At 71.2% G+C, this 24015-nt stretch carries 19 protein-coding genes; 6 read left to right on the plus strand and 13 right to left on the minus strand.

Going from position 1 to position 24015, the window contains the following annotated elements:
* Positions 1-445 precede the first annotated feature (445 nt).
* The 4 genes from whiA to uvrC are packed head-to-tail and all read right to left on the minus strand — an operon-like array spanning position 446 to position 5671.
* Positions 446-1435, minus strand: a complete 990-nt coding sequence (gene whiA, locus ACTYVM_RS00810; protein ID WP_445524019.1) for a DNA-binding protein WhiA — start codon at positions 1433-1435, stop codon at positions 446-448.
* On the minus strand, positions 1426-2520 hold the full coding sequence (locus ACTYVM_RS00815; RefSeq protein ID WP_400026307.1) for a gluconeogenesis factor YvcK family protein: 1095 nt from the start codon (positions 2518-2520) through the stop codon (positions 1426-1428). Before ACTYVM_RS00815 ends, whiA begins: the two co-directional genes overlap by 10 nt.
* Positions 2517-3518: an RNase adapter RapZ gene (rapZ, locus tag ACTYVM_RS00820; RefSeq protein ID WP_400026306.1), complete on the minus strand. Its 1002-nt coding sequence runs from the start codon at positions 3516-3518 to the stop codon at positions 2517-2519. The genes ACTYVM_RS00815 and rapZ overlap by 4 nt, the downstream gene beginning before the upstream one ends.
* Entirely contained in the window at positions 3515-5671 is a 2157-nt protein-coding gene (gene uvrC, locus ACTYVM_RS00825) for an excinuclease ABC subunit UvrC (protein ID WP_445524020.1), read from the minus strand. Before uvrC ends, rapZ begins: the two co-directional genes overlap by 4 nt.
* Positions 5672-5946: 275 nt before the next feature.
* Here uvrC and ACTYVM_RS00830 point away from each other — a divergent pair, with 275 nt between their 5' ends.
* Positions 5947-6894, plus strand: coding sequence for a hypothetical protein (locus ACTYVM_RS00830; RefSeq protein WP_445524021.1), 948 nt, complete (start codon positions 5947-5949; stop codon positions 6892-6894).
* Positions 6895-6917: 23 nt separating this feature from the next.
* Here the strand turns inward: ACTYVM_RS00830 and ACTYVM_RS00835 are convergent, their stop codons facing one another.
* Positions 6918-7343: a Rieske (2Fe-2S) protein gene (locus tag ACTYVM_RS00835; protein ID WP_445524022.1), complete on the minus strand. Its 426-nt coding sequence runs from the start codon at positions 7341-7343 to the stop codon at positions 6918-6920.
* A gap of 178 nt (positions 7344-7521) precedes the next feature.
* Between ACTYVM_RS00835 and ACTYVM_RS00840 the strand changes: the two genes are divergently transcribed.
* On the plus strand, positions 7522-8433 hold the full coding sequence (locus ACTYVM_RS00840; protein WP_400026300.1) for a carbohydrate kinase family protein: 912 nt from the start codon (positions 7522-7524) through the stop codon (positions 8431-8433).
* Positions 8434-8498: 65 nt separating this feature from the next.
* Here the strand turns inward: ACTYVM_RS00840 and uvrA are convergent, their stop codons facing one another.
* On the minus strand, positions 8499-11522 hold the full coding sequence (gene uvrA, locus ACTYVM_RS00845; RefSeq protein WP_445524023.1) for an excinuclease ABC subunit UvrA: 3024 nt from the start codon (positions 11520-11522) through the stop codon (positions 8499-8501).
* Between the two features lie 234 nt (positions 11523-11756).
* Between uvrA and ACTYVM_RS00850 the strand changes: the two genes are divergently transcribed.
* Both ACTYVM_RS00850 and ACTYVM_RS00855 read left to right on the plus strand, forming a co-directional pair.
* Positions 11757-12461, plus strand: a complete 705-nt coding sequence (locus ACTYVM_RS00850; RefSeq protein ID WP_445524024.1) for a maleylpyruvate isomerase family mycothiol-dependent enzyme — start codon at positions 11757-11759, stop codon at positions 12459-12461.
* 50 nt (positions 12462-12511) lie between these two features.
* Entirely contained in the window at positions 12512-13168 is a 657-nt protein-coding gene (locus tag ACTYVM_RS00855) for an MBL fold metallo-hydrolase (RefSeq protein ID WP_445524025.1), read from the plus strand.
* Between the two features lie 59 nt (positions 13169-13227).
* Here ACTYVM_RS00855 and aroQ read toward each other — a convergent pair whose 3' ends face one another.
* The 7 genes from aroQ to ACTYVM_RS00890 form a co-directional block, all read right to left on the minus strand.
* Positions 13228-13701: a type II 3-dehydroquinate dehydratase gene (aroQ, locus tag ACTYVM_RS00860; protein WP_445524026.1), complete on the minus strand. Its 474-nt coding sequence runs from the start codon at positions 13699-13701 to the stop codon at positions 13228-13230.
* 83 nt (positions 13702-13784) lie between these two features.
* On the minus strand, positions 13785-14885 hold the full coding sequence (locus ACTYVM_RS00865) for a calcium:cation antiporter (RefSeq protein ID WP_445524248.1): 1101 nt from the start codon (positions 14883-14885) through the stop codon (positions 13785-13787).
* 70 nt (positions 14886-14955) lie between these two features.
* Positions 14956-16008 (minus strand): TerC family protein, encoded by a 1053-nt coding sequence (locus tag ACTYVM_RS00870; protein ID WP_445524027.1) that lies wholly within the window; start codon positions 16006-16008, stop codon positions 14956-14958.
* Between the two features lie 126 nt (positions 16009-16134).
* Positions 16135-18222, minus strand: coding sequence for a TerD family protein (locus tag ACTYVM_RS00875; protein WP_445524028.1), 2088 nt, complete (start codon positions 18220-18222; stop codon positions 16135-16137).
* Positions 18223-18328: 106 nt separating this feature from the next.
* Positions 18329-18907, minus strand: a complete 579-nt coding sequence (locus tag ACTYVM_RS00880) for a TerD family protein (RefSeq protein WP_445524029.1) — start codon at positions 18905-18907, stop codon at positions 18329-18331.
* Positions 18908-19038: 131 nt separating this feature from the next.
* Positions 19039-21192, minus strand: a complete 2154-nt coding sequence (gene uvrB / locus ACTYVM_RS00885) for an excinuclease ABC subunit UvrB (protein WP_445524030.1) — start codon at positions 21190-21192, stop codon at positions 19039-19041.
* A gap of 40 nt (positions 21193-21232) precedes the next feature.
* A complete protein-coding gene (locus ACTYVM_RS00890) occupies positions 21233-22111 on the minus strand; it encodes an MHYT domain-containing protein (protein WP_445524031.1) in 879 nt (292 codons plus the stop codon).
* A gap of 288 nt (positions 22112-22399) precedes the next feature.
* Between ACTYVM_RS00890 and ACTYVM_RS00895 the strand changes: the two genes are divergently transcribed.
* Together ACTYVM_RS00895 and ACTYVM_RS00900 are read left to right on the plus strand one after the other, a co-directional pair.
* Positions 22400-23308: a glycerophosphodiester phosphodiesterase gene (locus tag ACTYVM_RS00895; protein ID WP_445524032.1), complete on the plus strand. Its 909-nt coding sequence runs from the start codon at positions 22400-22402 to the stop codon at positions 23306-23308.
* A 56-nt stretch (positions 23309-23364) separates the two neighbouring features.
* Positions 23365-23940 carry a methylated-DNA--[protein]-cysteine S-methyltransferase gene (locus ACTYVM_RS00900; protein ID WP_445524033.1) on the plus strand — a complete coding sequence of 192 codons (576 nt, stop codon included), beginning with the start codon at positions 23365-23367 and terminating at the stop codon, positions 23938-23940.
* The last annotated feature ends 75 nt before the right edge of the window (positions 23941-24015 follow it).

Consider the following 24015-nt stretch of genomic DNA (forward strand, 5'->3'; position numbering starts at 1 on the left):
ATACCAATTGACCACGTTGGTCACTCGTTCGTGAGCCCCCCAGCTCACTTGTGAAATGCCGCGATCTCCGGCCAATCCGGACTTCCGGCAAACCCGGCAATTGCCTCACGGGGACCACCCCTGGAGCGGGCCGCCCCACCCTCCGCCCACGCCCCGTCCACCCCGCCTCGCGGTGACCTGGGACGGCGGTCGAGCACCGTCGCGGCCCGCGCCCGCCGACCCGGGTCGGTCACTGTCGGTAGTTGCCCGAACGACCGACCGGCCACCACCGATCAACCGTTCAGTGCCGGTTGGCCGGTGGTGGCCGGTCGGGATGAGGCGACAGTCGATGCGGGGCGGCGGTCGCTGGGGGCGGCGGTCGATGTGGGCGTGCCGATCGGGACGTGGGGGCCGGCCAGGACATGGGGTCCGGCCGGGCGGTCCGGCCCTGGCGGTCCGGCAGCGGTCAGCCCACGAGGTTGTCCGCCAGTTCCTCGGAGAGGTTCGCCTCGGTGCCGGGGACGCCGAGGTCGGAGGCCCGCTTGTCGGCCATGGCCAGCAGGCGGCGGATGCGGCCGGCGACGGCGTCCTTGGTCAGCGGGGGGTCGGCGAGCGCGCCGAGCTCTTCCAGGGAGGCCTGCTTGTGCTCCATGCGCAGGCGCCCCGCGGCGGCGAGGTGCTCGGGGACGTCGTCGGCGAGGATCTCCAGGGCGCGGGCCACCCGCGCGCCGGCGGCGACGGCCGCGCGCGCGGAGCGGCGCAGGTTGGCGTCGTCGAAGTTGGCCAGGCGGTTGGCCGTGGCGCGGACCTCGCGGCGCATCCGCCGCTCCTCCCAGGCCAGCACGGACTCGTGGGCGCCCAGGCGGGTGAGCAGGGCGCCGATCGCGTCGCCGTCGCGGACCACCACCCGGTCCACGCCCCGCACCTCGCGGGCCTTCGCGGCGATGGACAGCCGGCGGGCGGCACCGACCAGGGCGAGTGCCGCCTCCGGGCCCGGGCAGGTCACCTCCAGGGAGGAGGAGCGGCCGGGCTCGGTGAGCGAGCCGTGGGCCAGGAAGGCACCGCGCCAGGCGGCCTCGGCGTCGCAGGTGGCCCCCGAGACCACCTGCGGCGGCAGGCCGCGGATCGGCCTGCCCCGCCCGTCGACCAGCCCGGTCTGGCGGGCCAGCTGGTCGCCGCCCGCGACGACGCGCACGACGTAGCGCGAGCCGCGGCGCAGCCCACCCGGCGCCATCACGATCAGCTCGGAGCTGTGGCCGAAGATCTCCAGGATGTCCCGCTTCAGGCGCCGTGCCGCCATGGCGGTGTCCAGCTCCGCCTCGATCACGATCCGCCCGCTGACCAGATGGAGGCCGCCGGCGAACCGCAGCAGGGCGGAGACCTCCGCCTTCCTGCAGCAGGTCCGGGTGACGGGGAGCCGGGAGATCTCGTCCTTCACCGCTGCCGTCATCGCCATGGGCCGATCCTTCCATGCATCCGAAAAATACGGTCGTACGCGGCGGCCAGCAGCTCCGGGTCGTGCCGCGGAGTTCCGTCCCTCCGGGCCACCGGCGCGAGCTCGACCGCGGCACCGAACCGCTTGGCGGCCTCGGTGAGCACTTCGCGGTCGGGCACGGCGGCCTCGTCGGCCAGCACCACGTCCAGGGCGAGTTTAGGGGCGTGTCGTCCCAAAACCTCCAAATGACGCTGCGGGGAGAAGCCCTCGGTTTCTCCCGGCTGCGGCGCGAGGTTCAGGGACAGCACCCGGCGTGCTCTGGTCTCGGTGAGCGCCTCGAGCAGCTCGGGCACCAGCAGGTGCGGAATGACCGAGGAGAACCAGGAGCCGGGTCCGAGCACCACCCAGTCCGCGTCCAGGACCGCGTCGACGGCCTCGGGCACGGCGGGCGGGTCGTTCGGGACCAGGTGCACGGACTGCACCTCGCCCGGGGTGAGCGCGACGGTGGCCTGGCCGCGCACGGTGTCGACGGCCTCGGGCCGCTCCGGGTCGTGCCCCTTGACGAGCGCCTGGAGCTCCAGGGGCACGGCGGACATGGGCAGCACGCGCCCGTGCGCGCCCAGCAGCTTGCCCACCAGGTCCAGCGCCTGGACGTGGTCGCCGAGCTGTTCCCACAGGGCGACGATCAGCAGGTTGCCCACCGCGTGGTCGTGCAGGTCGCCCTGGGAGGTGAAGCGGTGCTGGATCACTCGGGCCCAGGTCTGGCCCCAGTCGTCGTCGCCGCACAGCGCGGCCAGCGCCTTGCGCAGGTCCCCGGGCGGCAGCACGCCCAGCTCGTCGCGCAGCCGCCCGCTGGAGCCCCCGTCGTCGGCCACGGTGACGACGGCGGTCAGGTCGCCGGTGATCCTGCGCAGTGCCGCGAGCGAGGCGGACAGACCCATGCCGCCGCCGAGGGCGACCACCTTGGGCTGGGCGCCGCGGCGGCGCGGCCGGGCGCCCCGGGCCTCGGCCGGGCGTGCCGCGCGCGCCGCGAGCGCCTGCCGTGCCGAACGCCCCTCCGGCACCACCCGGCGCAGCCTGCTCAGCCGGGGAGTACGTCTGCTCACTCGCGCCCCATGTCCCGGTGGACGACGACGGTCTCCACGCCCTCGGCCGCGAGCCGCGCGGCGAGCTTCTCCGACATGGCCACCGAGCGGTGCTTGCCGCCCGTGCAGCCGATCGCGATGGTCACGTACCGCTTGCCCTCACGCCGGTAGCCGGCCGAGATGAGTCGCAGCAGCTCGGCGTAGCGGTCGAGGAACTCCTTGGCACCGGGCTGGTTGAAGACGTACGCGGCGACCTCGTCGTTCAGGCCGGTGTACGGGCGCAGTTCGGGAACCCAGTGCGGATTGGGCAGGAACCGCATGTCGGCGACCAGGTCGGCGTCGACCGGCAGGCCGTACTTGAAGCCGAACGACATCACGGTGGCCCGCAGCTCGGGCTCCTCCTCGCCGGCGAACTGGGCGTCCATCTTGGCGCGCAGTTCGTGCACGTTGAGGCTGGAGGTGTCGATCACCAGGTCGGCGTCGCCGCGCAGTTCGCGCAGCAGCTCGCGTTCGGCCGCGATGCCGTCGACGATCCGCCCGTCGCCCTGGAGCGGGTGGGGCCGGCGCACCGACTCGAAGCGGCGCACCAGGGCCTCGTCGGAGGACTCCAGGAAGACGATCCGCCGGGTGACGTGCTTGGCCTCCAGGTCGGCCAGGGACTCGCGCAGGTTGTCGAAGAAGCGGCGGCCGCGGACGTCGACGACGACCGCGATGCGGGCCACGTTGCCCTGCGAGCGGGCACCGAGCTCCACCATGGTGGGGATCAGCGCCGGCGGCAGGTTGTCGACGACGAACCAGCCGAGGTCCTCCAAACATTTGGCGGCCGTGGACCGGCCGGCCCCGGACATGCCGGAGATGATCACCAGCTCGGGAATGGCCGTGTCGGGGACGCCGGCCGTGTCGATGCCCGTACTCACCTGTGCTCCGTTTTCCTCGGGCGCGCGCTCGTGCTGTTCCTCGCGCGGTCCCTCGTGGGACTGATCTCGCTCGGCGCTTCGCCGTGCGTCGTGCTCGGTCATGTCTCCTGCCCCCGTCGGTCGTCCGGGACGCCCGTGGGCACGGGCGCCTCCGCGTCACCCGCCGTCGTCACCGATGGCGCTTCTTCCACGTCTTCCATGATCTCTCCAGTCGCCGTGTTGACGGCCGGTGCGGCCGGGGCCGCCTGGGCGAGGGCCGCGGCGATGGTCTCGGCCGTTTTGCGGCCTATACCGGGTACCCCGCAGATCTGGTCGATTGTCGCGGACCGCAGCCGCTTCACCGAGCCGAAATGCTTGATCAGCGCCTGTTTGCGTGTCTCGCCGAGGCCCGGCACGTCGTCCAGGGGGCCGGCCCGGAAGCGCTTGGCCCGTCTGGTGCGCTGGTAGGTGATCGCGAACCGGTGGGCCTCGTCGCGTACGCGTTGCAGCAGGTACAGGCCCTCGCTGCTGCGGGGCAGGACCACCGGGTCGTCGTCGCCGGGCAGCCACACCTCCTCCAGGCGCTTGGCCAGCCCGCACACGGCGATGTCGTCGATGCCGAGTTCGTCCAGGGCCCGCTGGGCTGCCGCCACCTGGGGCTGACCGCCGTCGACGACGACGAGTTGGGGCGGGTAGGCGAAGCGCTTGGGGCGGCCGTCGTCCTCGGTGAGGGCGCCGACGGGGCCGCCGGGTGCGCCGTCGGGCGAGTCACCGGGGGTTCCGTCCGCTGTTCCGCCGGGCGATCCGTCCACGGCGACGTCCTCGCCGTCGACCCACTCGCCGGTCCTCTCCTTCTCCGCGAGGTAGCGCTTGAAGCGGCGGGTGATCACCTCGTGCATGGAGCGGACGTCGTCCTGCCCCTCGCCGTGCCAGAGCTGCGTGTCCCCGACACGACCCTTGATCTGGAAACGGCGGTACTCGCTCTTGCGCTGGAGGCCGTCCTCGAAGACGACCATGGAGGCCACCACGTCGTCGCCCTGGAGATGGGAGATGTCGTAGCACTCGATCCTGAGCGGGGCGCTGTCCAGGTCGAGGGCCTCGGCGATCTCCTCCAGGGCACGCGAGCGCGTGGTGAGGTCGGAGGCGCGCCTGGTCTTGTGCAGGACGAGCCCCTGCTGGGCGTTGCGCTGCACGGTCTCCATGAGCGCCTTCTTGTCGCCGCGCTGCGGGATGCGCAGCGAGACGTTGGAGCCGCGGCGCTCGGCGAGCCACTGCTGGACGGGCTCGACCGGGTCGGGCAGGGCCGGGACGAGGACCTCCTTGGGGACGGCGTCCCCGCTCTCCTCGCCGTACAGCTGCTGAAGGGCGTGCTCGACGAGGGCGCCGGTGGTGACGTCCTCCACCTTGTCGGTCACCCAGCCGCGCTGGCCGCGCACCCGGCCGCCGCGCACGTGGAAGATCTGCACCGCGGCCTCCAGTTCGTCCTCGGCGACGGCGATGAGGTCGGCGTCGGTCGCGTCGGCGAGCACGACCGCGTTCTTCTCCATGGCCTTCTTCAGGGCCTCGATGTCGTCGCGCAGGCGGGCGGCCCGCTCGTACTCCATCTCCTCGGCCGCCTCCGTCATCCGCCGCTCCAGGCGGCGCAGATACGTGCCGGTGCGGCCGGCCATGAAGTCGCTGAAGTCCTCGGCCAGTTCGCGGTGCTCCTCGGCGGAGACGCGGCCGACGCAGGGCGCGGAGCACTTGCCGATGTAGCCCAGCAGGCAGGGGCGGCCGGTACGGGCGGCGTTCTTGAAGACACCGGCCGAGCAGGTGCGCACCGGGAAGACGCGCAGCAGCAGGTCGACGGTGTCGCGGATGGCCCACGCGTGCCCGTACGGCCCGAAGTAGCGCACGCCCTTCTTCTTGTGGCCGCGCATCACCTGCACGCGCGGGAACTCCTCGTTCATCGTCACCGCGAGGTACGGGTAGCTCTTGTCGTCGCGGTACTTGACGTTGAACCGGGGGTCGAACTCCTTGATCCAGGAGTACTCCAGTTGCAGCGCCTCGACCTCCGTGGACACCACCGTCCACTCCACGGACGCGGCCGTGGTGACCATGCTGCGGGTGCGCGGGTGGAGGTTCGCGAGGTCCTGGAAGTAGTTCGCCAGGCGCTGGCGCAGGCTCTTCGCCTTTCCCACGTAGATGACCCGGCGGTGCTCGTCGCGGAAGCGGTAGACCCCGGGAGAGTCCGGGATGTCTCCCGGCTTGGGGCGGTAGCTGGAGGGGTCGGCCATGACTCAACCCTACTGTCGGGCGCTGACACCGCGGCGGCCCTCCACACCCCGGGCCGCGGCGCGCCCCGGGCGGGGCGGCTTCCCCGGCCGGGAGAGCACTCCCGTCGTGTCCCGGGTGTTGTCGGGACTTGGTCAACACGCTTCAATGCGGGGGAACTCGGGGCCGTGAACGACGGCGTACGGATGTGAAGAACCTCTGCCTTCGCGCGGGCGGCCCCGACGACCCGCGTGAGGGGTCCGCCGAGCGGCCCGCACCTTCACAGAAAGGCCCGCGCATGCCGCACGCCCCACAGCAGGCGGACGTCGCCACCGCGGAACTGGACACGGCCCTGCGGGGCGGCCCCTTCCACGTGGCGCTGCGCGCCGCGATCGCCGCCCGTGGGCTGCCGTTGCAACGCGTGCAGCACCATCTGACGCGCTACGGGGTGAAGGTCGGCGTCACCAGTCTCAGCTACTGGCAGCAGGGCGCCCGGCGCCCGCAGCGCCCGGAGTCCCTGCGGGCCGTGCGGGCGCTGGAGGAGATCCTGCGGTTGCCCGACGAGTCGTTGATCCGGCTGTTGGCCGACGCCGACGAGCACGCGGCGGCCGGGCGGCCCGCCGTCCGCTCCTACCGCTCCCTCGTCCAGGCCTCAAACGTGCTGCGCGGGCTGCTGGCGGAGCTGGACTGTCCGCCCGGCGACGGGCTGCACGTGCTCGGACACCACGAGCGGGTGCTGATCGGGGCGCGGCGCGAGCTCGCGGGCCGCGAGTCCCAGCACATCGTGCGCGCCCACCGCGACGGCGTGGACCGTTTCGTGGCCGTCCACCACGGCGATCCGGGGTGCGCTCCGGAGCGGATGACCGTGCACGCCCTGGAGAACTGCCGTACCGGGCGGATACGCCGGGACCACGACACCGGAGTGGTGGTGGCCGAACTGCTCTTCGACACCCGGCTACGGGCCGGTGACACGTTCCTGTTCCGGCACGGCGTGGAAGACGGAACGGCCGGGACGACGCGCGAGTACGTCCGGGAGTTCGCCTCCGCCGGCGGCCAGTACGCCCTTCAGGTGCGGTTCGACGCCGGCACCCTGCCGGTGCGCTGCCACCGGTTCACCCAGGCGTCGGCGGCGGCTCCGCGCAGCGGCCGCCGGGACCTGCCGGTGAGCGAGCGGCACCGTTCGGTGCACCTGGTGGAGCCGCGCGTGCGGTCGGGGACCCTGGGGGTCGGCTGGGACTGGGAGTGAACGGGCCGGGCCGGCGGCGGCCGTCAGTCGCCGGGTCCGGCGACGAGCCGGCCGCCCTGCGCGCGCACCGGCAGTTCGGGCAGCGGCACGCTGGCCGGGGAGCGCACCACCTCGCCGGTCGTGGCGTCGAACTCGCTGCCGTGGCAGGGACAGATCAGCTTCGTGCCCTCCAGCTTGTTGATCGGGCACTGCGCGTGCGTGCAGATCGTGCTGAACGCCTTGAGGGTGCCGTCCGCCTCCCGGCTGACCACCACGTTGTGGTCCCGGTACAGCTTGGCGCCGCCCTCGGGAACCTCGCTCTCGGCGCCGAGGTCGACCGGCGCGGTGGGCGTGGCGGGGGTCGAGACGCCGCCGATCGGTCCGCAGGCGGTGAGCCCGAGCGCGACGGCGGGGGTGAGGGCCGCTCCCCGCAATATCGTGCGGCGGCTCGCGGAGGGATGGCCGGACATGAAGGCCTCCACTGGTCAAGGGGCTGGACACGCCGACGATACCCAGCGGGTCCGGACCGTACGGGGGCGGGTCGGGCGGATCGGGGCGGGTCGGGCGGACCCCCGGGCCGGCGTTTTACCTCCGGCGCGCGATGGGATACCTTCCCGGGCCCGAGCTGTCCGAGGAAGGAACCGACTCGTGATCGTCGTCGCCGGTGAGGCCCTGATCGACCTGGTACCGCGGGGAAGGGGCGCCCTCGCGGACCTCAGACCGGCGCTCGGCGGCGGCCCGTACAACACGGCCGTCGCGTTGGGCCGCCTCGGCTCGCCGACGGTGTTCTGCTCGCGCACGTCGTACGACGCCTTCGGCGAGGCCCTGCTCGACGGGCTGCGGGGGGCCGGGGTGGACGTGTCCGGTGTGCAGCGCGGCGCCGAGCCGACCACCCTGGCGGTCGCCACGGTCGGCACCGACGGCTCCGCCGCGTACTCGTTCTACGTCGACGGCACCGCCGACCGTCTGTTCACCGCGCCGGCGGCGCTGCCCGCCGGGACCCGCGCGGTGTCCTTCGGTACCTGTTCGCTGGTGCTGGAGCCGGGCGCGAGCGCCTACGAGGAGCTGATGCGGACGGCGTCCGAGCAGGGTGTGTTCACCGCGCTCGACCCGAACATCCGGCCCGGGCTGATCGCGGACGCGGACGCCTACCGGGCGCGCTTCGCGAGCTGGCTGCCCTCGGTGTCGCTGCTGAAGCTCTCCGAGGAGGACGCAGAGTGGCTGGGCGGCACTCCGCGCGAGTGGCTGGCCGCCGGACCCTCGGCGGTGGTGATCACCCACGGCGGCGACGGGCTCACCGCGTACACCCGGGACGGCGCGGAGCACTCCGTGCCGGGCGAGAAGGTCGACGTCGTCGACACCATCGGCGCGGGTGACACCGTGAACGCGGCCCTGCTGCACGGACTGTCCGTCCAGGACGCCCTCTCCGCCGAAGGCCTCGCGGGCCTCGGCGCGTCCGGCTGGAGCCGGCTGCTGCGGTTCGCGGCACGCGCGGCAGCGATCACCTGCTCCCGCGCGGGAGCGGAGCCGCCGTACGCGGCGGAGGCGGGCGCGCCGTAGGCGTCCGGTGCCCCTCGCGCCCCACGGGAGTGCCCCGGGGCGCGAGGGACCTGTCGGACGGTGCCTCAGGCCTTGCGGGCCCGCGTCGTCTTCTTCGCGGGCGTCGCCTTCTTGCTCGCCGTGCTGTTGACGGTCTTGGTCGTCGTCCTGGCCGTGGCCGTCTTGCGGGTCGCCGACGCGGCCGCGACGCCCTTCTTGGCGGCGGTGCCTCGCGAGGCCTTGGCCGAGGAGGCGGCGTCGCTGATCCGGTCCGGCTGGAGGATCTCGCGCAGGAACTTCCCGGTGTGGCTCGTCGGCACGCCGGCGACCTGCTCGGGTGTGCCCTCGGCGACGACCAGGCCGCCGCCGGCACCGCCCTCGGGACCCATGTCGACGACCCAGTCGGCGGTCTTGATCACATCGAGGTTGTGCTCGATGACGATGACCGTGTTGCCCTTGTCGACCAGTCCGGACAGCACCTTCAGCAGCTTGCTGATGTCCTCGAAGTGCAGACCGGTGGTGGGCTCGTCCAGGACGTAGACCGTGCGTCCGGTGGAGCGGCGCTGGAGCTCGCTGGCGAGCTTCACGCGCTGCGCCTCACCGCCGGACAGGGTGGTCGCGGACTGGCCGAGCCGGACATAGCCGAGGCCGACGTCCTTGAGGGTCCTGAGGTGGCGGGCGATCGCCGGGACGGCCTCGAAGAACTCCGTCGCCTCCTCGATCGGCATGTTCAGCACGTCGGCGATGGACTTGCCCTTGTAGTGGACGTCCAGGGTCTCCCGGTTGTAGCGGGCGCCGTGGCAGACCTCGCAGGGGACGTAGACGTCGGGCAGGAAGTTCATCTCGATCTTGATGGTGCCGTCGCCCGCGCAGTTCTCGCAGCGCCCGCCCTTGACGTTGAAGGAGAAGCGGCCGGGCTGGTAGCCCCGGACCTTCGCCTCGGTGGTCTCGGCGAACAGCTTGCGGACGTGGTCGAAGACGCCGGTGTACGTCGCCGGGTTGGACCGTGGGGTGCGGCCGATGGGCGACTGGTCGACGTGCACCACCTTGTCGACGAGATCGTCGCCGTCCACGCGCGTGTGCCGGCCGGGCACGTTGCGCGCGCCGTTCAACTCGCGGGCCAGGTGTGTGTAGAGGATGTCGTTGACCAGCGTCGACTTGCCGGAGCCCGAGACTCCGGTGACGGCCGTGAACACGCCGAGCGGGAAGGACACGTCGATGTCCTGGAGGTTGTTCTCCCGGGCGCCGTGCACGGTGAGCTGCCGCGACGGGTCGAGCGGGCGCCGGATGTCGGGCAGCGGGATCGCCTTCTCGCCGGACAGGTACTGCCCGGTCTGCGACTCGGCGTTGGCGAGCAGTTCCTTCAGGGAGCCGCTGTGCACGACCTTGCCGCCGTGCTCGCCCGCGCCGGGGCCGATGTCGACGATCCAGTCGGCGGTCTTGATGGTGTCCTCGTCGTGCTCGACGACGATGAGCGTGTTGCCCATGTCGCGCAGCCGGACCAGGGTCTCGATCAGCCGGTGGTTGTCGCGCTGGTGCAGGCCGATGGACGGCTCGTCGAGGACGTACAGGACGCCGACGAGCCCGGAGCCGATCTGCGTGGCCAGACGGATGCGCTGGGCCTCGCCGCCGGAGAGCGTGCCGGCCGCGCGGTTCAGCGAGAGGTAGTCGAGGCCGACGTCGACCAGGAACCGCAGCCGCTCGTTGACCTCCTTGAGCACCCGCTCGGCGATCTTCTTGTCGCGGGCGTCGAGCTTCAGCCCGCGCAGGAAGTCCGCGCAGTCGCTGATCGACATCGCGGAGATCTCGGCGATCGACCTGCCCATGAGCGTGACCGCGAGGACGACCGGCTTCAGGCGCGTGCCCTCGCAGGTGGGGCAGGGCACCTCGCGCATGTACCCCTCGAAGCGCTCGCGGCTGGCGTCGCTCTCGGCCTCGCTGTGGCGGCGCTTGACGAACGGCACGGCACCCTCGAAGGGCGTGGTGTAGACGCGCTCGCGCCCGTACCGGTTGCGGTACCGGACCTCGATCTGCGTCTTGTGGCCGTAGAGCAGGGCCTTCTTGGCGCGCTGCGGAAGGCCCGCGAAGGGGATGTCGGTGCGGAAGCCGAGGGCGTCGGCGAGGGCCCCGACCAGCCGTCCGAAGTAGTCCTTGGTGTGCCCGTGCGACCAGGGGTGGATGGCGCCCTCGTCGAGGGTCTTCTCCTCGTCCGGGACGATCAGCTCCGGGTCGACCTCCATGCGGGTGCCGATGCCGGTGCACTCGGGGCAGGCGCCGAAGGGCGAGTTGAAGGAGAAGGAACGGGGCTCCATCTCCTCGAAGGACAGGTCGTCGTACGGGCAGTACAGGTGCTCCGAGTACATCCGCTCGCGCTCGGGGTCGTCCTCGGGCAGGTCGACGAAGTCGAGCACGACCATGCCGCCGGACAGGCCGAGCGCGGTCTCGACGGAGTCGGTGAGGCGGCGCTTGGCGGAGTCCTTGACCGTGAGGCGGTCGACGACCACCTCGATGGTGTGCTTCTCCTGCTTCTTCAGCGTGGGCGGGTGGGAGAGCTGGATGGTCTCGCCGTCCACGCGCGCGCGGGAGTAGCCCTTGGTCTGGAGGTCGGCGAAGAGGTCGACGAACTCGCCCTTGCGCTCGCGCACCAGCGGCGAGAGGACCTGGAAGCGGCTCCCCTCCGGCAGCTCCAGCACCTTGTCGACGATGGCCTGCGGCGACTGGCGCGAGATCGGGCGGCCGCACTCGGGGCAGTGCGGCTTGCCGATGCGGGCGAAGAGCAGCCGCAGGTAGTCGTAGACCTCGGTGATGGTGCCGACCGTCGAGCGCGGGTTGCGCGAGGTCGACTTCTGGTCGATGGAAACCGCCGGGGACAGGCCCTCGATGAAGTCGACGTCCGGCTTGTCCATCTGGCCGAGGAACTGGCGGGCGTACGAGGAGAGCGACTCCACGTAGCGCCGCTGGCCCTCGGCGAAGATCGTGTCGAAGGCCAGGGAGGACTTGCCCGACCCGGACAGGCCCGTGAAGACGATGAGCGAGTCCCGAGGCAGGTCGAGCGAGACGTTCTTCAGGTTGTGCTCGCGCGCGCCACGGACGATGAGACGGTCGGCCACGCCGGTCCGCACCTTTCTTGAGAGAAGTGACAGGGGCGGGGCCCCCGTGCTTTCTCAGACTAGGGGGAGCCACTGACAACGCCGGGCGGGATTCCCGGATGCACCCGGATACACAACAAACCCCGGCTCTCCAGCATGCCCGATGCCACGCCCGAGCTTATAGCACGTACATTCGATTTACGGTCGTCCTTCGCCACCTTCACCCGAAGGTGTGGTGGGACTAGGGTCGGCGTCATGATTGATCACGTACGCGACCTGGCGTCTGTGCAGGACGCAACCGAGCGACTGCTGACCGCAGTCGGCAAGCTGGACAACGCGGCTGTGACCGACCAGTCACGCCTGCCCGGCTGGACCCGGGGTCACGTCCTGTCCCACCTCGCCCGCAACGCGGACGCACTGGTGAACGTGTTCGAGGGCCGTCCCATGTACACGTCCGCCGAGGCCCGGGACGCCGACATCGAGCGGGACGCCCCGCGCCCCCTCGACGCCCAGCTCGCCGACGTGCGCGAGAGCGCGGCCCGCTGGCAGCGGACGGCGGACGCGCTCTCGGACTGGTCGCGGACGGTGGAGCTGCGCAACGGCGTCACCGACTCCGCGTCCCGGGTGCCGTTCCGGCGCTGGGTGGAGGTCGAGCTGCACCACGTCGACCTCGGGATCGGCTACGAGCTCGAGGACCTTCCGGCGGAGTTCGTCGAGCGGGAGATCGGGTTCCTCGCGGAGCGGTTCACGAACCATCCGGAGGTTCCGGGCATCGCGCTGATGGCCCAGGAGGACGCGGTCCGTCTCGAGTGGTGCACGGGCCGGCAGCTCGACGACGAGCCGATCGTCGTCCTGGGCCCCTCCACCGCACTGCTGGGCTGGCTGTCGGGGCGGACTCGGGGCGAGGGCGTGGACGTCCTCGACGAGGGTGTGGCGCTGCCCGTGCTGCCCACGCTGTAGCCGCGTGCGCGGTGGTCCCCGGGCGGCTGCCCCGCTATAGGCTGACGGCCATGACGTACAGCGGAGAGGTGAAGGTCGGCGGCCCGGCGGACGTCCACGAGCTCAAGGACCTGATGATCACGAAGATCGCGGTCGGCCCGATGGACAACAACGCCTATCTGCTGCGCTGCCGGGCCACGGACGAGCAACTGCTGATCGACGCGGCCAACGACGCGCACACGCTGCTCGCCATGATCGGTGACGACGGCATCGCCTCCGTGGTCACCACCCACCGGCACGCCGACCACTGGCAGGCGCTGGCGGAGGTCGTGGCGGCCACGCACGCGCGTACGTACGCGGGACGGGACGACGCCGAGGGCATCCCGGTGCCGACCGACGTCCTCGTGGACGACGGCGGCACCGTCCGGGTGGGGCAGGTGGAACTCACCGCACGCCACCTCGTCGGCCACACCCCCGGCTCGATCGCGCTCGTCTACGACGACCCGCACGGCCACCCGCACGTGTTCACCGGGGACTGCCTCTTCCCCGGCGGAGTCGGCAACACCCACAAGGACCCGAAGGCGTTCGCCGACCTGATCCACGACGTGGAGACGAAGATCTTCGACGCCCTCCCGGACGAGACCTGGGTCTACCCGGGCCACGGCAACGACACGACGCTGGGCGCCGAGCGCCCGCATCTGCCGGAGTGGCACGCGCGCGGTTGGTGAGCGCACGGCGGTTGTGAGCGGACGGCGAGTGGTGGACGGCGGCGTACGGCCGCACGCCGCTACGCGTCCGCCCGCGGCACGCCGGCCAGTGCCGCGACCCGCTCCACCGCGAACGCGTAGCCCTGCACTCCGCATCCGGCGATGACGCCGTCGGCACGCAGGGAGACGTACGAGTGGTGCCGGAACTCCTCGCGCTGGTGGATGTTGGAGATGTGCACCTCCACCACCGGCAGCCCGTCACAGGTGTTGAGCGCGTCGAGGATCGCGACGGAGGTGTGCGAGTAGGCGGCGGGGTTGATGACGATTCCGCAGTGGTTCAGCCGGGCCTCGTGGATCCAGTCGACCAGTTCGCCCTCGTGGTTGGACTGACGGAAGTCGACCGTGGCGCCGTGCGCGGCGGCCGCCTTGACGCACAGCGCCTCGACGTCCGCGAGCGTGCCGGAGCCGTAGATCTCCGGCTGCCGCTGCCCGAGCAGGTTCAGGTTGGGGCCGTTGAGAATCATGATCGGGGCGTTGGCCAGGGTGCGGGGCACGGTTCCTCCGGTCCGTTCGTCCTACGGCGGCCGATGGGCGACTGCCGCTTGGGACCCCGGTCTATCACGACGCGCCGGTCCACCTAGGGGTTGATCGCCAACTCCAGATAGGCCGCGAAGATCACCAGGTGGACGCCGCCCTGGAGCGGTGTGGCCCGTCCCGGCACCACGGTCAGCGAGGTGACCACCACGGTGAGCAGGAGCATCAGCATGTGCGTGGAGCCGAGGCCGAGGACCAGCGGCCCGGGCAGCCACAGCGAGGCCAGCGCGACGGCCGGGATGGTCAGGCCGATGCTGGCCATCGCGGAACCCAGCGCGAGGTTGAGGCTGGTCTGCACCCGGTCGCGCCGGGCGGAGCGCAGCGCGGCGATGGTCTCGGGCAGCAGCACGAGCAGGGCGATGATCACACCGACGACCGCGTGGTGCAGACCGGCGGCCTCCACCGCGGACTCGACTGTGGGCGACACGCCCTTGGCCAGTCCGACCACACCGACCAGGGCCATGCCCAGCAGGCCCAGGCTGATCCAGGCGGTGCGGGAGGACGGTGCCGCCGCGTGGTCCTCGGAGGTGATCACCTCTCCCTGCCGGGTGATCGGCAGGAAGTAGTCGCGGTGCCGCACGGTCTGGGTGGCCACGAACAGGCCGTACAGGACGAGCGAGGAGATCGCGGCGAAGGTGAGCTGCACTCCGGAGAACTGCGGCCCCGGCTGGCTGGTGGTGAACGTGGGGAGCACCAGGCTGAGCGTGGCCAGGGTCGCCACCGTGGCGAGGGCGGCGCCGGTGCCCTCGGCGTTGAAGACGGCCGTGCCGTGGCGCAGGGAGCCGACCAGCAGGCTCATGCCGACCACGCCGTTGCAGGTGATCATCACCGCCGCGAACACCGTGTCCCTGGCGAGCGTCGAGGACTTGTCGCCGCCGTCCGCCATCAAGGTCACGACGAGCGCGACCTCGATGACGGTGACGGCGATCGCGAGGACCAGGGAGCCGAAGGGTTCGCCGACGCGGTGGGCGACCACCTCCGCGTGGTGCACCGCGGCCAGGACCGAGCCGGCGAGGACCAGGGTGACCAGGCCGACGAGCGTGCCGGGCAGGGAACGCCCCCAGGTGAGGATCAGCAGGACGACGGCGAGCAGCGGCACGATGATCGTCCACGCCGCCACGAGTCCCCTGAGCCGCGTGATCATGCTGCGATCGTCGCAGAGTCCGGAGACGTTCGCATGCGCGATCAGGGGGCGGGTGCGCTCCCCCTCACGCTCAGGCATCGGCCCGGCCCTTCGCCGCGACCTCGTGGCGCTCCTGGCCCTCCTGGCGCTGGCGCTCCTGGCGCTCCTCCTGTGCCTGCGTCCGCCGCGCCTCCTCCGCGGTCTGCTTCCTGGCGGCCAGCAGGCTGGTGACGGTGGTGACGGCGAGAACCGCGCAGATCACGCCGAGGGAGACCGGGATGCTGATCTCGGGGACGTGCGCACCGGACTCGTGCAGCGCGTGCAGCACCAGCTTGACGCCGATGAAGCCGAGGATCACCGACAGGCCGTAGGACAGGTGGACCAGCTTCTCGAGCAGGCCGCCTATCAGGAAGTACAGCTGCCGGAGGCCCATCAGCGCGAAGGCGTTGGCGGTGAAGACGATGTACGGGTCCTGGGTGAGGCCGAAGATCGCGGGGATCGAGTCGAGGGCGAACAGGATGTCGGTGGTGCCGATCGCGAGCATCACGACCAGCATCGGCGTCATCACACGCTTGCCGTTCTGCCGGATCCACAGCCGGGTGCCGTGGTAGCGGTCGGTCACGCCGAAGCGGCGCTCGGCGGCCTTGAGCAGCTTGTTCTCCTCGAAATCCGCTTCCTCGTCCCCGCCGGAGCGGGCCTCCTGGACGAGTTTCCAGGCGGTCCAGATCAGGAAGGCGCCGAAGAGGAAGAACACCCACGAGAAGCTCGCGATGATCGCGGCTCCGGCGGCGATGAACCCGGCCCGCAGGACCAGGGCTATGAGGACGCCGATCATCAGCACCCGTCGCTGGTACTGCGACGGCACGGCGAACTTGGCCATGATCAGGACGAAGACGAAGAGGTTGTCGACGCTCAGCGACTTCTCGGTGATGAAGCCGGCGAAGAACTCGCCCGCCGGCCGGCCGCCGCCGAGGACGAGCAGGCCGAGCCCGAAGAAGCCGGCCAGGGCGACCCAGACGGCCGTCCAGATCCCGGCTTCCTTGATCGACACGTCATGGGGTTTGCGGCCGATGAAGAAGTCGACGGCGATCAGCGCGGCGAGGCCGACGATGGTCAGGGCCCACAGGGACAACGAGACATTCACAGGACAAAACGGTACCGGAATGACCAAGGAATGGTAAAGAGCCAGGTAAAGAAAAGTGCAAAAACGGAGGTCAGAGCGGGTTTACGATTCCTTTGGGAAGGGGTGATGCGGGGCGCGTGCCCCGCCTCAGCGGTTCCCGTCGCGACGGGCCGTCGCGACCTCGGTGAGCACCAGCTGAAGCACCTGACTGCCCGGCGGCACCACCGGCGGCTCGTACGTCCAGGCGTGTCCGACCCAGGGGTCGGCCAGGTGGTCGTCAGGTACCGGGGTCAGTCGCATCAGCGAACGCCACAGCGGGTCGAGCAACGGACCGTAGGCGGCGGCGTCCTCGCGGTCGGCGACCATCATCAGGTGGACGCCGACGGCCGGGCCCTCGTCGGCGAGGTAGCGCAACCGGGTCACGGCGCGGTCGTCGAAGCCGTGCGGGAAGTCGTTGACGATCAGCAGCTGTTCGGCCGCGTCGAAGCCGGGCGGCAGCGCGTCCGGCGCGCCCCCGCGCATGGCCATCTGCACCAGGTCGACCCGCTGGGTGAGCCGGCTCAGGACGTCAGCGACCCCGGCGGCACCGGCCGCGGGCGGCCACGCGAGCACGCCCGTGTGCGCCAGGGGCGCGAGTGCCCGCGCACCGGATCCCGCCGGGTCGATGACATGGACGCCGAACTCGCCCGGCGGGTGGACGGCGATCAGCCGGGCCGCGTGCGCCACGGCCGCCTCCATCGCCAGGAGGCGCCGTTCGCCCGCGTCGTCGAAGGAGTCGTCGGGGGACGCCCAGCGGCCGCTGTCGATCCACAGGCCGCGTTCCAGCGGCAGCCGGATCAGCATGGGGATGCGCAGGAACGGGTCCTCGGGCAGGTGGAGGTCGCCGAGGCGTATCGCCATGGGGGGCTCCATCGGCACGCGGTAGCCGTGCCAGACCGGGTTGTCCCAGCGGGCGTACGCCGGCGGCAGGGCCGGCTCGACGACCTCGGACTCGTCGGTGAGCTGGGCCAGGTCTCTGTCCAGCACCGCTCTGGCCTGGTCGACGAGCTGCGCGTGCTTGGCGCGGGCCGCCTCCCGGGCGGCATCGCCCTGACCTCCGATGCGGCTGCGCGGGTCGGACAGGGCCTGGTCCAGCTCCTTGTCCATGCGCGAGTCGGCGAAGTCGACGGCGCTGCGATAGGCGGCCGTGGTGCGAGCCAGGTCCTCGAACATCCCCCAGACCTGGTTGTAGAGCCGCTCCTCCATCGACCACCCGGTCGCGTCCCCCGCGACGGGCCGCGCGGGCTGCTGGTCATGGCCCGGAAACGCGGCCGGCTGCGCGGCGGGGTGTCCGGGCGGGGGCGCGGGCTGTCCGGAGGGGTCCGGGGGTGCGGGCTGTCCAGACGGAACTGGTGCTGCGGGCCCACGCCGCGGATGCCGGTAGTCGATGGTTCCCCCCGTGGATGCCGGGGGCGGTGATCCAGCCGCGGGGGCCCCTCCTCCGGATCCCCCCGGAGCCGCCGGCTGCGGCGCCGAGGATCCAGCGGCCCCGGAGGCCTGTCCGGCGTGGGAAGAACCCTCGTGGGTGGAAAGGGAAGCCGTCGGGCCCGGCCGGGACGGCGCCGGGGCCTGGCGGGAGCGGGCGTCATCCGTCGTACGGGCGTCATCGGTCGTGCGGGGCGGAGGCACCGCCACCGAGCGGGCCAGCCCCTGGGCCACCGCCTCCTCGGCGGCGGCGGCCAGTTCACGGGACTCGGTCAGCCCCAGGTCGGCGAGGAGTTCGGTGAGTCCGCCCGCGTAGCCCTGGCCGACGGCGCGCACTTTCCAGGCACCCTGACGGCGGTACAGCTCCACGGCGATCACGGCGGACTCGGTGTCCAGGCCGGTCACCGTGTAGCTGACGAGCTCGGTGCCGTCGAGGCCGGTGACCGCGACGAAGGGTGCGGCTACCGTGCCGAACCGGGTCGGGCCCCCGCCCTCGGCGGGCAGGGCCAGCAGCACGTCGACGCGGTGCACCGCTTCGGGCATGGCAGCCAGGTCGACGGCGAGCCGGTGGTCGGCGGCGGCCTGGCGGGAGACCTCCAGACCGGGCAGGCCGGGAGCGCCGGGGTGCACCACCCACTCGGCGCCCCGCGCCCTGCCGCTGTCGTCGCTGAGCGCGGCCGCCGCCACGACCGGCCGGCCGGCCGAGATCCGGATCTCCAGGCGAACCTCGGAGAGCGGGTGGTTCTGCCCCCGCACCAACTCGGCCGTCATCGCCTTCGTCCCCCTGGTGTCATGTGCTGTCGTGCGCCACTCACCGGGCCGCCCGGCAGTCAGAACCGTGCGGACAGTCCGAACACCCCGGACAGTCCGAACGCTTCTACAGGTGCGGCAGGATCGCCGGCATCAGGTCCTGGAAGGTGCGGCCGTTGGCGGGGACGCCGAGGGCCGTCATCGTCCAGGCGCCGTTCACTCGGTGGACCTTCGCCATGATCTGGGCGGTGTAGTCGCCACCGCCCGCGAGGGTGTAGCGGGCGAGCTCCTGGCCGTTGGTCTCGTCGACCAGACGGCAGAACGCGTTCTGCACTTCCTGGAAGGTCTGGCCCGTGAAGGAGTTCACGGTGAAGACGATCTGGTCGATGTGGACCGGGACGCGCTGAAGGTCGACGAGGATCGACTCGTCGTCGCCGCCCTGACCCGCGCCGCCGACCAGGTTGTCGCCGGTGTGGCGCACCGAGCCGTCGTCGCTCACCAGGTGGCGGAAGAAGACGACGTCGACCGGCTGCTTCTCGGCGAAGAGCACGGCGGAGGCGTCGAGGTCGATCTCGCGCGTGCGTGAGCCGAACAGTCCCCGGCGCGGGGCCGCCTGCCAGCCGAGACCCATACGGACCGCGCTCAGGCTGCCCCCGTCGTTCTTCTGCAGACTGATGGCCTGACCCTTGGTCAAGTTGACGGTCACGGCTGATTCCCCTCTCGAACTACGCCCCAGTCACCGCCGTTCCGCGGCTGCCAAGAACCCTACGCAGAGGCAGTGACATCACCGCACACGGGTCCGCACTTTGTGTCGGTCTTGCAACACGGCGCAGTCGGTCAGGACAGCCCCGCCTCGCGCATCTGGCGCAGCTCCTTCTTCATCTCCGCGACCTCGTCGCGCAACCGGGCCGCGACCTCGAACTGGAGGTCGGCGGCGGCCGCGCGCATCCGCTCCGTCATCTGTTCGATCTGCTCGGCGAGTTCGGCGGCGGGACGGTCGGTGGGCACCGTCTCCTTCGCCTTGCCCTTGGCGGACTTCGCGGACTTGGCCGGCTTGGCGGCGCCGGCTCCGTCGCCGCGGGCGGGCACGGGGCTCTTCGCGCCCTTGCCGTCCTTCCCCTTGCGGTACCCGGTGCCGAGCAGTTGCTCGGTGTCGACCTCCTCACGGGCGATCTGCGCGACGATGTCGTTGATCTTCTTGCGCAGCGGCTGCGGGTCGATGCCGTTCGCCTTGTTGTACGCGATCTGCTTCTCCCGGCGGCGGTTGGTCTCGTCGATGGCCTTCTCCATCGCCGGGGTGATCTTGTCGGCGTACATGTGGACCTGGCCGGAGACGTTGCGCGCGGCGCGGCCGATGGTCTGGATCAGCGAGGTGCCCGAGCGCAGGAAGCCCTCCTTGTCGGCGTCGAGGATCGCGACCAGGGACACCTCGGGCAGGTCGAGACCCTCACGCAGCAGGTTGATGCCGACCAGGACGTCGAACTCGCCGCTGCGCAGCTCACGCAGCAGCTCGACCCGGCGCAGGGTGTCGACGTCGCTGTGCAGGTAGCGCACCTGGATGCCGAGCTCCAAAAAGTAGTCCGTCAAGTCCTCGGCCATCTTCTTGGTCAGCGTGGTGACCAGGACGCGTTCGTCCTTCTCCACGCGCCCGCGGATCTCGTGCACCAGGTCGTCGATCTGGCCCTCGGTGGGCTTGACGACGACTTGCGGGTCGACCAGGCCGGTGGGGCGGATGATCTGCTCGACCTGACCGTCCGAGCGGGACAGCTCGTAGGTGCCCGGCGTCGCCGACAGGTACACCGTCTGGTCGATGCGTTCCTGGAACTCCTCCCACTTCAGCGGGCGGTTGTCCAGGGCGGACGGCAGTCGGAAGCCGTGCTCGACGAGGGTGCGCTTGCGGGAGGCGTCGCCCTCGTACATCGCGCCGATCTGGGGCACGGTGACGTGCGACTCGTCGATGACGAGCAGGAAGTCGTCCGGGAAGTAGTCGAGCAGGGTGTTGGGCGGAGTGCCGGGCGCACGGTCGTCGAAGTGCATCGAGTAGTTCTCCACGCCGGAGCAGGTACCGATCTGGCGGAGCATCTCGATGTCGTAGGTGGTGCGCATCCGCAGCCGCTGGGCCTCCAGCAGCTTGCCCTGCTTCTCCAGCTCGGCCAGGCGCTCCTCGAGCTCCTTCTCGATGCCCCTGACCGCCCGCTCCATGCGCTCGGGGCCGGCGATGTAGTGCGAGGCCGGGAAGACGTACAGCTGCTGGTCGTCGCTGATGATCTCGCCGGTGAGCGGGTGCAGGGTCGACAGCGCCTCGATCTCGTCGCCGAACATCTCGATGCGGACGGCCAGCTCCTCGTAGACCGGAAAGATCTCGATGGTGTCGCCGCGCACCCGGAAGGTGCCGCGGGTGAAGGCCATGTCGTTGCGCGTGTACTGGATGTCCACGAAACGGCGCAGCAGCTCGTCGCGATCGATCTCGTCGCCGACCCGGAGGGGGACCATGCGGTCCACGTACTCCTGCGGGGTGCCCAGGCCGTAGATGCAGGAGACGGAGGCGACCACGACGACGTCGCGGCGGGTGAGCAGCGAGTTGGTCGCCGAGTGGCGCAGGCGCTCGACCTCCTCGTTGATCGAGGAGTCCTTCTCGATGTAGGTGTCCGACTGCGGGACGTAGGCCTCGGGCTGGTAGTAGTCGTAGTACGAGACGAAGTATTCGACCGCGTTGTTCGGCAGGAGTTCGCGGAACTCGTTGGCCAGTTGGGCGGCGAGCGTCTTGTTCGGCGCCATGACGAGGGTCGGGCGCTGAAGCTTCTCGATCATCCAGGCGGTGGTGGCGGACTTGCCGGTACCGGTGGCGCCGAGCAGGACGACGTCCGGCTCCCCCGCCCCGATGCGCCGGGCGAGTTCGGCGATGGCCTGCGGCTGGTCGCCGCTGGGCTGGTAGGGGCTGACGACCTCGAAGGGCGCCACCGTGCGTTCGATGTGAGAGACGGGCCGCATGACATCCACCGTACGACCCACCACTGACAACGGGTCCGGATCAGCGGCTCTGCGGAGCGCGGGAGCGTTCGTGGACCGTCTCGAGTTCGGGGCCGAGGTGGGCGCGGGCCGGTGGGCGACGGGCGGAGTGGGCGACGAGCTCGCGCGCCGGGACGCCCGGCTTGTCCTCGACCGGGGTCCAGCCGGACGTGCCCGTGATCATCAGCGGATCGAACAGTACGACGGCGCCGGTGAGCAGCAGGAAAAGGAGCGGGCCGATCAGCATCGGCGTGAGCAGGGCCGCCGGCGACTCGCCGGTGCCGACGCCGCCGCTGTCGTGCAGGTGGACGCTGAGCGCGGCCATGCCCGTGTAGTGCATGCCGACGACGGCGAGTCCCATGACGACGCTGGCGCCGACGCTCCAGAGGAATCCCTTCGCCCGGCCGGCTGCCCAGAGGGCCGCGGTCGCCGCGACGACGGCGATCACCACGGAGGCCGCGACGGTGAGGGTGTTGTACTCGAGCGTGCCGTCGAGCCGCATCCCGGCCATGCCCAGGTAGTGCATGCTGGCGGCGCCGAGGCCGGTGATCGTGCCGCCGGTGAACAGGGCGGAGCCGGTCGCGCCGCGGTAGCCCACGATGAAGATCCCGATCCCCGCCATGACGACGGCGACGGCCAGGCTCGCGTACGTCGTCGGCCGGTCGTAGCCGATCGACGCCTCTTCGACGGTGAAGCCGGTCATCGCGACGAAGTGCATGGTCCAGATGCCCGCGCCGATCGCCGCCGAACCGAGGGCGAGCCAGCCGGGACGCCACGAACGGGCGACGAGGAGGGCGCGCGTGGTGCAGCGCAGGCCGAGGGCCCCGCCGAGGCAGGCCATGAGACAGGCCACCACGGGGGTGACGAGCCCGTAGCTGAATCCGTCGACGGTGCCGTGCATGCGCGGTTGCCCTTCCGCCCTCTTGAAGTCCCGGAAATCGTGAATCCCCCCGTCCCAGGACTGCCACGCGAGTCAAGGTTGACGCTGAGAGTATGACTGCCGCCGGAATGGCCGAACGACTTTCCGGCAAAGAAGCACGGCCTCGTCGCAGATGTGCGGCACCCGTGAGCGGGCCGGACCGGCTCCGCGGCGGTCCGTGGCTCCACCCGTAGCCCTTCTGCGAGCGCCTCGTTGACTCTGTGCTGTCACGCTTGAGCTGTCCGTGATCACTCGTCGCGAGGAGTACGCATGCACGCGCGCGCAGTCGCCACCCTGGCCACCGCTCTTGCGGCGGCCGGCGACCTGTTCCTGCCCGTCTCACAAACGCGGGCCGCCGACGCACAGCACCCGCAGCCCGTGGTCGTCGCACAGCGGCGGCCACAGCCTGTGATCGTCGCACACCGGGGCGCCTCCGCCCACGCCCCGGAGAACACGCTGCCCGCCGTCGACAAGGCGGCGGCGCTCGGCTTCTCCTGGGTGGAGAACGACGTCCAGCGGACCAAGGACGGCGAACTCGTGGTCGTCCACGACACCACCCTGAAGCGGACGACCAACGTCGAGCGGATCTTTCCCGGCCGGGCCCCGTGGAAGGTGAAGGACTTCACCGCCGCCGAGATCGCCCGCCTGGACGCGGGCAGCTGGTTCTCCCCCGCGTTCGCGGGCACGCGCGTACCGACGCTCGACCAGTACCTGCGCCGGATCGAACACAACCACGAGAAGCTGCTCCTGGAGATCAAGAACCCCGAGTTGTACCCGGGTATCGAGGCACAGACCCTCAAGGTGCTCGCCAACGACGGCTGGCTCGACCACCGGCACCTGGCGGACCGGCTGATCGTGCAGAGCTTCAGCGCCGACAGCGTGCGGGCCGTGCACCGACTGAAGCCCGCCATCCGCACTGCCTACCTCGGCCACCCGGACACGGCGGAGCTGCGCCGGTACGCGACCTTCGTGGACCTGATCAACCCCTCCTACCCCACACTGTCGGCGGACTACGTGGCGGCCGTCCACGCGCACCGGGGGCCGCACGGCGCTCCCCTGCGTGTCTTCGCCTGGACGGTGGACGACGCCTCCGGCGCCCGGACCGGCGCCGGCTACGGCGTGGACGGTGTCATCACGAACAAGCCGGACGTGGTGCGCGCGGCGCTCAAGGCTGTCTGAGTCCGCGACGGCGCAGGTCAGAGGGTGTTGTCAGTGGCGGGCCGTACCGTAATCGCATGGACAGCCACGAGCAGGACGAGCAGCGGGTCGCTCCGGACGAGCAGCGGGTCGTGTGGGCCGTCGTCGATACCGGCATCGGCCCCCTGCTGCTGGCCGCGACCCCCGAGGGCCTGGTCAACGTCGTCTTCCACGCCACCGACGCGATACGGGAGCGCGCGCTGGACAGGCTGGCGTCCCGACTGGGCACCGAGCCGGTCGAGGCGCCCGGCTCCCCGCTGCTCGCGGAGGCGATACGCCAGGTGCGGGCGTACTTCGCGGGCGAGCGGCAGGACTTCGAGCTGCCGCTGGACTGGTCGCTGATCTCCGGCTTCAACCGGCAGGTGCTGCGCGAACTGGCATCGGGAGTGCCGTACGGCACGGTCGTCGGATACGGCGATCTGGCCGACCGGGTGGGGCAGCCGGGTGCCGCCCAGGCGGTGGGCGCGGCGATGGGCGCCAATCCGCTGCCGGTGGTCGTGCCGTGCCATCGGGTCGTCGAGAGCGACGGGGGCATCGGCGGCTTCGGCGGCGGCCTGGAGGCCAAGCGCAGGCTGCTCGCTCTGGAAGGCGTGCTGCCCGAACCACTGTTCTGAGGCACCCGGCACGAGGCGCACTGCTCGAAGTGGCATGGCGTGTTGTCGTCATGCGTTCCCGGCTGATGCCGTGCG

It is taken from the genome of Streptomyces cyslabdanicus (assembly GCF_052663305.1).

Excerpts from the sequence above, each read along its gene's own strand:
- uvrC (WP_445524020.1), bottom strand. The coding sequence starts at position 5,671 with ATGGCCGACCCCTCCAGCTACCGCCCCAAGCCGGGAGACATCCCGGAC.
- ACTYVM_RS00835 (WP_445524022.1), bottom strand. The coding sequence starts at position 7,343 with ATGTCCGGCCATCCCTCCGCGAGCCGCCGCACGATATTGCGGGGAGCG.
- ACTYVM_RS00855 (WP_445524025.1), top strand. The coding sequence starts at position 12,512 with ATGACGTACAGCGGAGAGGTGAAGGTCGGCGGCCCGGCGGACGTCCAC.
- ACTYVM_RS00865 (WP_445524248.1), bottom strand. The coding sequence starts at position 14,885 with ATGATCACGCGGCTCAGGGGACTCGTGGCGGCGTGGACGATCATCGTG.
- ACTYVM_RS00895 (WP_445524032.1), top strand. The coding sequence starts at position 22,400 with ATGCACGCGCGCGCAGTCGCCACCCTGGCCACCGCTCTTGCGGCGGCC.
- ACTYVM_RS00830 (WP_445524021.1), top strand. The coding sequence starts at position 5,947 with ATGCCGCACGCCCCACAGCAGGCGGACGTCGCCACCGCGGAACTGGAC.
- ACTYVM_RS00875 (WP_445524028.1), bottom strand. The coding sequence starts at position 18,222 with ATGACGGCCGAGTTGGTGCGGGGGCAGAACCACCCGCTCTCCGAGGTT.
- uvrB (WP_445524030.1), bottom strand. The coding sequence starts at position 21,192 with ATGCGGCCCGTCTCTCACATCGAACGCACGGTGGCGCCCTTCGAGGTC.
- ACTYVM_RS00890 (WP_445524031.1), bottom strand. The coding sequence starts at position 22,111 with ATGCACGGCACCGTCGACGGATTCAGCTACGGGCTCGTCACCCCCGTG.
- whiA (WP_445524019.1), bottom strand. The coding sequence starts at position 1,435 with ATGGCGATGACGGCAGCGGTGAAGGACGAGATCTCCCGGCTCCCCGTC.
- ACTYVM_RS00850 (WP_445524024.1), top strand. The coding sequence starts at position 11,757 with ATGATTGATCACGTACGCGACCTGGCGTCTGTGCAGGACGCAACCGAG.
- rapZ (WP_400026306.1), bottom strand. The coding sequence starts at position 3,518 with ATGACCGAGCACGACGCACGGCGAAGCGCCGAGCGAGATCAGTCCCAC.
- ACTYVM_RS00900 (WP_445524033.1), top strand. The coding sequence starts at position 23,365 with ATGGACAGCCACGAGCAGGACGAGCAGCGGGTCGCTCCGGACGAGCAG.